The 11,397-nt window shown below is 62.7% G+C and carries 9 protein-coding genes; all 9 read left to right on the forward strand.

From position 1 onward, the window contains the following. Positions 1-17 precede the first annotated feature (17 nt). The gene (locus tag FHL07_RS02825; protein ID WP_095000489.1) at positions 18-998 is read left to right on the forward strand and encodes an AAA family ATPase; all 981 of its coding nucleotides are present in this window, start codon (positions 18-20) and stop codon (positions 996-998) included. After that, a complete protein-coding gene (locus FHL07_RS02830) occupies positions 998-1,948 on the forward strand; it encodes a DUF58 domain-containing protein (RefSeq protein ID WP_095023536.1) in 951 nt (316 codons plus the stop codon). The genes FHL07_RS02825 and FHL07_RS02830 overlap by 1 nt, the downstream gene beginning before the upstream one ends. Beyond that, positions 1,945-2,433: a DUF4381 domain-containing protein gene (locus tag FHL07_RS02835; RefSeq protein ID WP_095000491.1), complete on the forward strand. Its 489-nt coding sequence runs from the start codon at positions 1,945-1,947 to the stop codon at positions 2,431-2,433. Before FHL07_RS02830 ends, FHL07_RS02835 begins: the two co-directional genes overlap by 4 nt. Then, positions 2,420-3,412: a vWA domain-containing protein gene (locus tag FHL07_RS02840; protein ID WP_095026862.1), complete on the forward strand. Its 993-nt coding sequence runs from the start codon at positions 2,420-2,422 to the stop codon at positions 3,410-3,412. Before FHL07_RS02835 ends, FHL07_RS02840 begins: the two co-directional genes overlap by 14 nt. Before the next feature lies 1 nt (position 3,413). Further along, a complete protein-coding gene (locus FHL07_RS02845; RefSeq protein ID WP_138738071.1) occupies positions 3,414-4,991 on the forward strand; it encodes a VWA domain-containing protein in 1,578 nt (525 codons plus the stop codon). Then, a complete protein-coding gene (locus FHL07_RS02850) occupies positions 4,988-6,040 on the forward strand; it encodes a BatD family protein (protein ID WP_138738072.1) in 1,053 nt (350 codons plus the stop codon). The genes FHL07_RS02845 and FHL07_RS02850 overlap by 4 nt, the downstream gene beginning before the upstream one ends. After that, complete coding sequence (locus FHL07_RS02855) at positions 6,037-7,122, forward strand: HAD family hydrolase (RefSeq protein ID WP_238705492.1); 1,086 nt, start codon at positions 6,037-6,039, stop codon at positions 7,120-7,122. Before FHL07_RS02850 ends, FHL07_RS02855 begins: the two co-directional genes overlap by 4 nt. Positions 7,123-7,173: 51 nt before the next feature. Then, on the forward strand, positions 7,174-8,760 hold the full coding sequence (locus FHL07_RS02860; protein WP_095000495.1) for an arylsulfatase: 1,587 nt from the start codon (positions 7,174-7,176) through the stop codon (positions 8,758-8,760). A 144-nt stretch (positions 8,761-8,904) separates the two neighbouring features. Further along, positions 8,905-11,391, forward strand: coding sequence for a fused MFS/spermidine synthase (locus tag FHL07_RS02865; protein ID WP_138738073.1), 2,487 nt, complete (start codon positions 8,905-8,907; stop codon positions 11,389-11,391). The last annotated feature ends 6 nt before the right edge of the window (positions 11,392-11,397 follow it).

Consider the following 11,397-nt stretch of genomic DNA (forward strand, 5'->3'; position numbering starts at 1 on the left):
CAAGCAAGGAATGCTTTATGACAGCGCTCAACGATCTGAATGCCCTGCAAGCCAGCATCGCCGAAGCGGTATTGGGCCAGGACGAGGTTATCCGCCAGATCATCGTCGGCTTGCTGGCCAACGGTCATCTGCTCCTCGAAAGCCTGCCGGGTTTGGCCAAGACCCGCACCGTCAAGGCGTTGGCCAGGCACCTGGAGGCGCAGATGAGCCGTATCCAGTTCACCCCTGACCTGCTGCCATCGGACATCACCGGCGCCGAGGTGCTGCACCAGGTGGACGGCCAGAACCTGATCCGTTTTCAACCCGGGCCGCTGTTTGGCAACCTGATCCTGGCCGACGAAATCAACCGCGCCCCGGCCAAGGTGCAGGCGGCCCTGCTTGAAGCCATGGAAGAACGGCAGATCACCGTCGCCGGCAACAGCCACCCGCTGCCCGCACTGTTTATGGTGCTGGCTACGCAAAACCCCATCGAACAGGAAGGTACCTACCCGCTGCCCGAGGCGCAGATGGACCGCTTTGTGATGAAAGTGCTGCTCGACTACCCAAGCCCGGCAGATGAATCCCGGGTGCTGCGTATGCTGCGCGCTGAAGAACAGGTGCAGCACGCCACAGCCGATACAGCCCCGCCGTTTACCCTGGGTCAGGAGGTGATTTTCGCGGCTCGCCGCGAAGTCGCCACAGTGGCCGTGTCCCCCGCCATCGATGCTTACCTGATCGACCTGATCAACGCCACCCGCCGTCCTGCCGATTATGACGCCGATCTGGCCCGCTGGATCAGTATCGGCGCCAGCCCCCGCGGCGGTATCGGCCTTGACCGCTGCGCCCGTGCCGACGCCTGGCTGCGCGGCCAGGCCTTTGTCACCCCGGACAACGTGCGCGCCGTGGCGTATCCGGTACTGCGCCACCGCCTGCAACTGAGCTACGACGCCGTGGCCGATGGCGTCAGCGCTGATCAGGTACTGCAACGCATACTCGACAAAGTCGCGATACCTGCCTGATGCACGCCCAACGGCAGGAGGCCGACGGCCTGGTATACGTCTCGCTTGCGCAACTGATGGCGCTGGAGTTCAAAGCGCGGGCGTTGAGTTTTGTCGCCCGCCAACCCCACGGCAGTATCCTCTCGGGCAACCATGCTTCGCGCTTGCGTGGCCGCGGCCTGAATTTTGACGAACTACGCCGCTATCAACCCGGTGACGACCTGCGCCACCTCGACTGGCGCGCCTCATTGCGCACTGGCAAGCCAGTGGTGCGTACCTTTACCGAAGAACGCGACCGCCCGGCCTTGATCGTGGTCGACCAGCGCATGTCGATGTTTTTTGGCTCCAGCCGCAGCTTCAAATCCGCCACCGCTGCCGAACTGGGTGCACTGGCCGCATGGATGGTGTTCAACGCCGGTGACCGGGTGGGCGCCCTGGTATTCAACGATCAACGCATCGACAGTATTGCCCCGCTGCGCAGCCGCAAACGGGTGGAGGCGTTGTGCAGCAAAATTGCCCGGCAAAACCAGGAACTCAATGCCACTCAACCGGACTGCGAAGACGCCGATCAACTGGACAAGGTCCTGCAACATTGCCTGGCCATTGCCGGGCATGACCACCTGATTTGCCTGATCAGCGATTTCGCCGGGGCCGGGCCGCACACCCTGCAGTTGCTGCGCCAACTGGCAGTGCACAACGATGTCATCGCCATGCAGGTTTACGACCCATTGGCGCTGGACCTGCCCGACACCGGGCGCTTGCTGGTTACCCAGGGCCAGTTGCAAGTGGAGCTGGCGGTAGAGCACGCACACGTACGCCAGCCGCTGGGCGACTTCCTCAGCGGGCGCTTCAAGGACATCGCCAGCCTGCTGCGCCGCAGCCAGGTGCCGCTGATGATGTTCAGTACCGCGCAGGATACTCACAGCCAGCTGCGGATCGAACTGGGCAAACTGGGCGGGGCGCGGCCATGAGCAGTACTATCCCCAGCATTGACCAACTGCAAACCCTGGCCCTGCCTGCACCCGTCAGCTACCTGCCGCAGACCTGGGGCTGGTGGGCCTTGCTTGGGGTTGTGCTGACCGGCCTGGCGGTCTGGGCGGCACGCGCCTGCTGGCAGTGGCGGCGTGACCGCTACCGGCGCGAGGCCTTGCAACGGCTGGCACAACTGCGCGCGGCCAACGACCCGCTGGGCACCTTGCGCGAACTGCCCACGCTGCTTAAACGGGTGGCACTGTCCATGCCCGTCCCGCAGGCAGCGGCGCCTCTGCAGGGCGAGGCCTGGCAGGACTTTTTACAACGCCACGGCCCGCCGCCTGTGCCCGAGGATTTCAGCCAGCAACTGGCGTTTCTGGCCTACGCCCAGGATGAGCAATTGCTCGCCCTGCCCGCCGCACAACGCCAGCAGTTGGTCGACACCTGTACACGCTGGGTGGAGCTGCACCATGTGGCAGTTTGATTATCCCTGGTTGCTGCTGTTGCTGCCCTTGCCGTGGTTCGGCTACCGCTGGCTGCCCGCTTACCGCGAAGCCCGCAGTGCGGTACGCGTACCGTTTTTCAACGCCATGAGCCGCGCTGTCGATCAAGCACCACAGATCGCAGGTGCGCAGCACAACATCTGGCAATTGCTGCTCAACCTGCTGGTGTGGACATTGCTGGTGGTGGCCGTGGCCAGACCGGTATGGGTCGAAAAACCCATCGAGCGCCAGCAACCGGTGCGCGACCTGATGCTTGCCATCGATATCTCTCAATCGATGCAAACCACCGATTTCACCGACGCCAGCGGGCAGAGGATCGACCGCCTGAGCGCGGTCAAACACGTGGTGCAGGACTTTATTGCCCGGCGCAAGGACGACCGCATCGGCCTGATCCTGTTTGGTAGCGCTGCCTACCCGCAAGCGCCCCTGACCCTCGACCACGCCAGCCTGTCGCTGCTGCTGGACGACACCGGCATCGGCATGGCCGGGCCCGACACCGCTATCGGCGACGCCATCGGCCTGAGCCTGAAACTGCTCGACCAGGCCCACGAGCAGGAGAAAGTACTGATCCTGCTCACCGACGGCAACGACACCAGCAGCGCCATCCCCGTGCCCCGTGCCGCGGCCATGGCGGCGGCCAAAGGGGTAGTGATCCACACTATCGGCATAGGCGACCCGGATGCCGACGGCGAAGCCAAGGTCAACCTGGCCGCCCTGCAGAGCATCGCCAAAAGCACCGGCGGCCAGTACTTTCGCGCAGAAGACCGTGACAGCCTGAACCAGGTCTACGCCACCCTCGACCAGCTCACCCCGCACAGGGTGCAAACCTTCAGCCACCAGCCCAAACGTGACCTGTTCTGGTTGCCCGTAGCGGCCGCCATCAGCCTGATAGCGCTGTATCATCTGCTCGCACTGCTGGCCTCACGGCGCCACCCGCGCTCACCACCGCGGGAGGCCTGAAATGGAGATCAACCTGAGTGACTTCCACTTTCTGCGCCCGGCCTGGCTGCTGTTGGCGATTGTGGGTGCCCTGCTGCCGCTAATGTGGCGCCGCAGCCATGACCAGCAACGGCGTTTGCGGGCGATCATCGCTCCCCACCTGCTGCCACACTTGCTGGTCACCCCGCCCGACAGCCACCGCCTGCGCCCGGTACATTTGACCGCTGCCCTGCTGATCATCGGCGCCATTGCGGCCGCAGGCCCCACCTGGGAAAAGGACCGCCCGGCGTTCCTGCAAAACCGCGCGCCGTTGATCATTGCCCTCGACCTGTCCCCGTCAATGGATGCCAGCGATGTGCAGCCCACCCGGCTGGAAGCCGCCAAGCACAAATTGCATGACCTGACTGCCCGGCGCAGCGGTGCCCGCACGGCCCTGATCGCCTACGCGGGCAGCGCCCATCTGGTGTTGCCCGCCACCGACGACCCGGCGCTGCTCGACAGTTTTATCCAGGCCCTGGGCACCGACCTGATTGCCCGGCCCGGCAAAAACGTGGCGGCGGTGATCGAACAGGCCAGGCGCCTGCTACAGGCCGAGAAAGCTCCGGGCACCCTGCTGCTGATCACCGATGGCGCCGACACCTCGCAACTGGACAGCCTCAAAGCCCTGTTGCAAGACAATGCCCTGCAAGTACTGGTACTGGCAGTGGGCAGCAGCAATGGCGGGATCATTCGTGATGCCCGCGGCCAACCGCGCACCGACAGTTCCGGTCGCCCGCAACTGGGCAGCTTCGACAGCGCCGCGCTCAAGCAACTGGCCGCGGCCACCGATGCACCGCTGGGCAGCCTGACCATAAACAACGATGATCTGGACTGGGTCGAAGGCCACGCCCAACAGCACTTCCAGGCCGCCAGCGACGAGCAGCGCGAGCTGCAATGGAAAGACGCCGGTTACTGGTTATGCGGGCCCCTGCTATTGCTTGCCTGGTTCTCGGTGCGCCGTGGCTGGAGCCTCAACTGGAACGCCGTCCTGCTGCTGGGCGCAGGGCTGGCCCTGCAACCGTCACCGGCGCAGGCCAACGCACTGACCGATGCCTTCTTCACCCGGGACCAACAAGGGCGCTGGGCCTTTGAGCACCAGCACTACCCCGCAGCAGCCGAGTTATTTGTCGATCCTTACTGGAAAGGCATCGCAGCTTATAACGCCGCCGATTTCGATCTGGCACTGGCCAGCTTTGCCCAGTTGAACACCGCCCCGGCGTACTTTTACCTGGGCAATATTTACGTACGCCGCTACAAGTTCGATCAGGCGATTGCCGCCTATCGCCAGGCCTTGGCCCAGCAACCGCAGTTCCCCGAAGCCAGTGCCAACCTGGCATTGGCCATTGCCCTGGAAAAAGATACCGACAGCGCCGAGCAGAACACCCCCGAGGTCAAACCCGACGCAGTCAAATTCGACAAGCCCCCAGGCAAAGGCCAGAGCAAACCGCTGCAAACCCCGCAGGCGGCCAGCGACGAACAATGGCTGCAAAACCTGACCACCTCTCCGGCCAATTTCCTGCGGCAAAAATTCAGCCTGCAAGACCAAAAGGTGGCGCCATGAAGCCCTGCGCCCTGGTACTGCTGATGTTCGTCGGCCTGGCACAGGCCAACGAACCGCAACTGTTGGTGCAGGCCCGGCTGGTACCGGGTGATGCCGTGGTGGTGGGCGAGACCTTGCAGTTGCAGGTCGATGTGCTCACCGACAGCTGGTTCACCCGTGGTGCGTCATTACCCGAACTGAACCTGGACGGTACCGATGTGACACCGCCCAATGGTGAGGCCGGGCACCTGTCGCAGACGATTCAGGGCCAGACCTTCAGCAGCCTGCGCTACACCTATCGAATCACCCCGACGCAGGCGCAAGCGTTCTCGATCGCGCCACTGACAGTGCGCGCGACCCCGGCGCAGGCCAGCCATGAGCTGTCGGGGCAAACCCCGGTGCTGACCTTTCGTGCCAGTCTGCCCGAAGGGTTCAGCCCCGGCGAACCGATACTGGTGGCCAGCGCGTTGCGCCTGAGCCAGACCCTGACCCCGCCAGGCGGCCCGTTCAAGGTGGGTGACAGCCTGACCCGCAGCGTGACGTTACAGGCCGACGGTACCCCGGGGCTGGCCCTGCCCGCTCCGCCCCGGGGCTCGGTGGCCGGACTCGGTGCCTACCCGCAGACCCCGCAGGTGAGCAATCTGGACGACGGCCGGGGCGGTTTCAATGGCGGTCAGCGCATTGACCGGGTCAGTTATCGCATCGAGCGCGAAGGTGATTTCGAGCTGCCGGCAATCCGCGTCAAATGGTGGGACAGCGTGAACCGCCAAATCCGTTTCGGCGAACTCCCGGCCGTCACCTTCAAGGCCACAGCCAGCAGCAGCTACACCCCGGTGTTCTCGATCGTTGACGACCTCAGGCAAATGGGCCAACCCACCCGGCTGCGGCTGCCCGCCACGTTGCTGGTTGGCATCGGGTTATTGCTGCTGGCCGTTGCCCTGGCTGTGAACCGGCGGCGCTTGCTCCACGCTTTCAATGCCATGCGTCAGTGGAAACACAACCGCCCGCCGCGCAAAAACTATGGTTTGCGCCCGCTCAACCCAAGACATGAAAAGGACTTCCAAAAATGAATAAACAAAAAACTGTAGCCGTGGCAGCGAGCCTGCTCGCGAATGGCCTTCGCGAGCAGACTCGCTCCCACTGGAGCAAAAGGATCTCGGCAAGAACGGCAGCGACTCTGCTATTCGCCCTGCCCCTGTTCGCCCTGGCTGCCGACCCGTTGCCCTCCTGGAACCAAGGGCCGGCGAAAAAAAGCATCATCGAATTTGTCGAGACGGTTACCACGCCAGACAGTAAGGGCTTTGTACAACCCGAAGCGCGTATCGCCGTGTTCGACAACGATGGCACCCTGTGGAGCGAGCAACCTGGTTATTTCGAGGAGCTGTTTGCCTTCGACGAAATCAAACGCATGGCCCCCCAACACCCGGAATGGAAAGACCAGCAACCGTTCAAGGCGGTGCTGGAAAACGACCACAAAGCCCTGGCCGAAAGCGGCATGGAGGGCCTGCTGAACATTTTCATGACGACCCACGCAGGGCTCACCACCGATGAGTTCCGCGACAACGTCCAGCGCTGGCTAAGCAGCGCACGCCACCCCACCAGCGGCAAGCCCTACACCGAGATGGTCTACCAGCCGATGCTGGAAGTGCTGGCCTACCTGCGCAGCCAGGGATTCAAGCCCTACATCGTGTCCGGCGGCGATACCGGCTTTATGCGCGTATTTGCCGAAGAGGTCTATGGCATACCGCCAGAGCACGTGATCGGCTCCACGTTTGTCACCGAATACCAGGTCAAGGACGGCAAACCGTCAATCCTGCGCACCGCCAAAATTGCCCACAACGATGACGGCCCCGGCAAGCCGGTAAGTATCGACAGCGCGATTGGCCGCCGACCGATCCTCGCCTTCGGCAACTCCGACGGCGACCTGCAGATGCTCCAGTGGACCGCCGCCGGCGACGGCCCGCGCCTGATGGGGCTGGTGCATCACACCGACGCCAAACGCGAATGGGCCTATGACAAGGACTCGAAAATCGGCCGCCTGGACAAGGCGCTCGATCAGGCAAAACAGCAGGACTGGACTATCGTCGATATGGCGTCGCAATGGCGACGGATCTACCCGTTCGAGACCAGTGCCAACGAGCAACAGCAATAAGAAAAACAGCCGTCAGCAGTGCACCAACCAGGTCAACAAGGAGCAAGTTGCATGACTCGAACAGCCAAGTGGTTCCCCCGGCTAGCCCTCGTGGCGGCTTCGGTGATGGCGTTGTCCGCCACCGCCGTGGCCGCCGAAAAACCCAATATCCTGGTGATCTTTGGTGATGACATTGGCCAGTCCAATATCAGCGCCTACTCCATGGGTGTGGTGGGCTACAAAACCCCCAACATCGACCGGATTGCCAAAGAAGGCATGATGTTCACTGACTACTACGCAGAGAACAGCTGCACCGCCGGGCGCTCGTCGTTTATCACCGGGCAGACGCCGCTGCGCACAGGCCTGTCCAAAGTCGGCATACCGGGAGCACCGGTAGGCCTGCAAAAGCGCGATATCACCATCGCCCAGGCGCTCAAATCCCAGGGCTACGCCACTGCACAATTCGGTAAAAACCACCTGGGCGACCGCGACGAGTACTTGCCGACCAATCATGGTTTTGACGAGTTTTTCGGCAACCTCTACCACCTCAATGCCGAAGAAGAACCCGAACGCCCGTACTGGCCCAAGGATGACCCGGCTTTCGTCAAGGCCACCTCGCCCCGTGGCGTGATCCACAGTTTTGCCGACGGCAAGATTGAAGACACCGGGGCCCTGACCGCCAAGCGCATGGAAACCATCGACGACGAAACCACCGCGGCCGCGCAGGAGTTCATCGAAAAGCAGGCCAAGGCCGACAAGCCTTTTTTTGTGTGGATGAACACCACGCGCATGCACGTCTTTACCCACGTGCGCGACTCGATGAAGGGCCAGAGTGGTATGCCCGGCAACGAGTACGCCGATGGCATGCTTGAGCATGACGGCGACGTCGGCAAACTGCTGAAAACCCTCGATGACCTGAAAATCGCCGACAACACCATCGTGGTCTACACCACCGACAACGGGCCGAACCAGTTCTCCTGGCCGGACGCGGCCACCACGCCGTTCCGGAACGAGAAGAACTCCAACTGGGAAGGTGCCTTCCGTGTCCCGGCAATCGTGCGCTGGCCGGGGAAAATCAAGGCTGGCGAAGTGAGTAACGAGATGTTCTCGGGGCTGGACTGGTTCCCGACCCTGCTCGCGGTGGCTGGCGATGCCGATGTCAAAGACAAGTTGCTCAAGGGCTGGGCCCCGGTGGCAGGTGGCAACAACTTCAAGGTGCACCTGGACGGTTTCAACCAGCTGCCGTACCTGACCGGCGAACAACCCAAGGGCAATCGCAACGAGTTCTACTACTTCAACGATGACGGCATGCTGGTATCGATGCGTTTCGACAACTGGAAAGTGGTGTTCTGCGAGCAACGCGAACCGGGCGGTTTCAAGGTCTGGAGCGAACCTTTCGTATGCCTGCGGGTGCCGAAAATCTTCAACCTGCGCATGGACCCGTTCGAACGGGCTGACGTGGTCTCCGATCAGTATTACGACTGGAGCACGAAAAACGTCTACTTGAACGAACTGGCAATCATGAAGGCGGCCAACTTCCTGGAAACCTTCGTCGATTACCCGCCGAGCCAGAAGCCGCCAAGCTTCAGTATCGATCAGGTACGGGCAGCGGTAGACGCCAAGATTGCGGAAAAAATGAAAAATCAGCCAGCGCAGTAAACCTGCCCTGTGGGAGCGGGCTTGCCCGCGATTGTCTCGACGCACTGCATCTGTCAGATCGCGCCGCCTCCATCGCGAGCAAGCCCGCTCCCACACGGGGTAACGACTCCTTCCCGAATTCCTTCTGCACAAGGCTCCCGCGCAATGCCGTCACCCTTACCGCCCAGCCGTACTGCATTGTCTGCCACTGCCTTGCTGCTATTTATTTCCGGTACTGCCGCCCTGATCTATCAGGTGCTGTGGATCAAACAACTGTCGCTGGTGATCGGTGTCGAGGTGTACGCCATCACCACCGGCATCAGCGCCTTCTTTGCCGGGCTGGCCCTTGGCGGGCTGCTGTTTGGCCGCTGCGCCGACCGCCTGGGCAAACCCTTGCTATTATATGCGGGCCTTGAAGTGGGTGTGGCCGTGCTCGGCATCGGCGCCACGCTGGGGCTGGGTATGGCCGCGGCGCCATTCGCCTGGCTCGAACAACTGATCGGCCTGCCCGCCTGGTTGCTGCCATTGCTGCTCGTGGGTCTGCCCGCTCTCTTGATGGGCGGCACGCTGCCAGTGCTGATACGCGCACTGGCATCCGAGCCGCAACATCTGGGCCAGGCCGGTGGCCGCCTGTATGCCGCCAATACCGGCGGGGCGATTGTCGGCACTCTGCTGACCGCCTTTCTCCTGATTGCCAGCCTCGGTGTTTTCGCCAGTGCCGTTGTAGCCGCCGCACTCAACCTGATTGCCGCCGCGGGCGCCCTGTGGCTGCAACGCGGGCAGCACACCATTGTCGCCGATCCGGTGGCGACCAGCGCGGTACAAAAACCGGCCCGGCTGGCCATGGCCCTGTATGCCATCGCGGGCGGTGTGGCACTGGGCTACGAAGTGGTCTGGTCGCAATCGATTGTTCAGTTCATGAGCACCCGTACCTACGCCTTTGCCGTGGTGCTGGCCACTTACCTGACCGGACTGTTTATCGGCAGCAGCCTGATGGCGCGCCGGGTTGATCGGCTACGCGATCCCTGGGGTGTGTTTGCCTTGCTGATTGCCGGGGCCGGACTGGTTGCCCTGCTGGAAGTTGCCCTGCTCGGACGCTGGCTGATCCTGCTGCAAACCCAGGCAGAGACTGCGGCACTGGCCTTGGGTGGCAGTGTGTTGCTGGGCATGAGCGCCCGCTTCGCAGTGGCTGCACTGAGCATTGTGTTTATCCCTACGTTGCTGTTGGGCGCAGCGTTCCCGATAGCCCTGCGCCTGTGCGTCGGCCCCGGCCGGATCGGGCGGGATGTCGGTGCAGTCGTGGCGTTCAACACGCTGGGCGGGATCGTCGGCGTTGCCCTCTGCGGTTTTGTCCTGATCCCCTGGCTGGGGCTGGTACATACGCTCGGCATGCTGGCAGTCATCGCCGCTGCAGTAGGTTTGATCGCGGTACAGCAGGGGCACCGGGTCAAGAAAGGCCATCGCCAGGCAGTCGTTGCGTTCAGCCTGGCAGCGCTGCTGGTAGCCGTCTTAACGCCGGTTGAGCGCCTCGCCGAACTGCTGCCCGGAGCCCGTAACGGTGAGCTGGTGTTTTACCAGGAAGGTCGCGGCGGCACCGTCGCCGTCGTGGCCCAGGGCAAGGGTGAACGCCGCTTCCATCGCCTGTATATCCAGGGCGTGTCCAACACCGGTGATGCTATGCCTTCACTGCGCTACATGCGTATCCAGGCCCTGTTGCCGCTGTTGATCCACAACGGCGAACCACGCTCGGCGCTGGTGATCGGCTTTGGCACCGGGATCACTGCCGGGGCCCTGTTGAGTTACCCGGGACTGCAACAACGGGTGGTGGCCGAGTTATTGCCCTCGGTGGTCAAGGCTTCAACCCTGTTCAAAGGCAACTTCGCTGCGGCTTCCAACCCCGGCTTGCAGGTGCGTTTGCGCGACGGTCGCCAGGAACTTCTGCGCAGCGAACAGCGCTATGACCTGATCACCCTCGAACCACCACCGCCCTCCGCCGCCGGCGTAGTCAATCTGTACTCGCGGGACTTCTATCAACTGGCTGCACAGCGCCTGCACCCGCAAGGGATAGTTGCGCAATGGCTGCCGTTGCCGACGCAGAATATCGACGACTCGCGTTCGCTGGTGCGCAGTTTTCTCGACGTATTCCCTTACGCCACGCTATGGACCAGCGAGTTTCACGAAATGCTGCTGGTGGGTTCATTGCAGCCCATTGAACTGGATGCCGCGCGCATCAGCGCCCGTTTCGGGCAACCGGGTGTACGCAACGCCCTGCAGGATGTGGGCGTCGCTTCGCCAGCGGCACTGCTGGCAACCTGGGTGACCGACCGTGAAGGGCTGGTGCGCTTTGCTGCAGATGCGCCGGCCGTCACGGACGACCAACCGCGTATCGAGTACGCTCCGTGGGTGCGCAGCAAAGAAATCAGCCGGGTGCTGCCGGCGCTGCTCGATCTGCGCCAACCGATACCGTTGCTCAACGCCGCCCCGGAGTTTGTCGAGCGCATGCACAGCCAACAGCAACGCCTGATGCAGTTTTACCGTTCCAGCCTGCATGCCTATGATGGCGACCGCGAGGCATGGAGCCGGGATATCCGTGAAGTAATGCGTGGCGATGGCGCCAACCCCTATTACCGCTGGTTTGTCGGTGAACGATAGAGCCTT

This window comes from Pseudomonas sp. FSL W7-0098 (assembly GCF_005930585.1).
GTDB lineage: Bacteria > Pseudomonadota > Gammaproteobacteria > Pseudomonadales > Pseudomonadaceae > Aquipseudomonas > Aquipseudomonas bubulae.

Bases quoted from the DNA above. Each gene is read 5' to 3' on its own strand.
- FHL07_RS02825 (WP_095000489.1), top strand. From the start codon at position 18: ATGACAGCGCTCAACGATCTGAATGCCCTGCAAGCCAGCATCGCCGAA.
- FHL07_RS02830 (WP_095023536.1), top strand. From the start codon at position 998: ATGCACGCCCAACGGCAGGAGGCCGACGGCCTGGTATACGTCTCGCTT.
- FHL07_RS02835 (WP_095000491.1), top strand. From the start codon at position 1,945: ATGAGCAGTACTATCCCCAGCATTGACCAACTGCAAACCCTGGCCCTG.
- FHL07_RS02840 (WP_095026862.1), top strand. From the start codon at position 2,420: ATGTGGCAGTTTGATTATCCCTGGTTGCTGCTGTTGCTGCCCTTGCCG.
- FHL07_RS02845 (WP_138738071.1), top strand. From the start codon at position 3,414: ATGGAGATCAACCTGAGTGACTTCCACTTTCTGCGCCCGGCCTGGCTG.
- FHL07_RS02850 (WP_138738072.1), top strand. From the start codon at position 4,988: ATGAAGCCCTGCGCCCTGGTACTGCTGATGTTCGTCGGCCTGGCACAG.
- FHL07_RS02855 (WP_238705492.1), top strand. From the start codon at position 6,037: ATGAATAAACAAAAAACTGTAGCCGTGGCAGCGAGCCTGCTCGCGAAT.
- FHL07_RS02860 (WP_095000495.1), top strand. From the start codon at position 7,174: ATGACTCGAACAGCCAAGTGGTTCCCCCGGCTAGCCCTCGTGGCGGCT.
- FHL07_RS02865 (WP_138738073.1), top strand. From the start codon at position 8,905: ATGCCGTCACCCTTACCGCCCAGCCGTACTGCATTGTCTGCCACTGCC.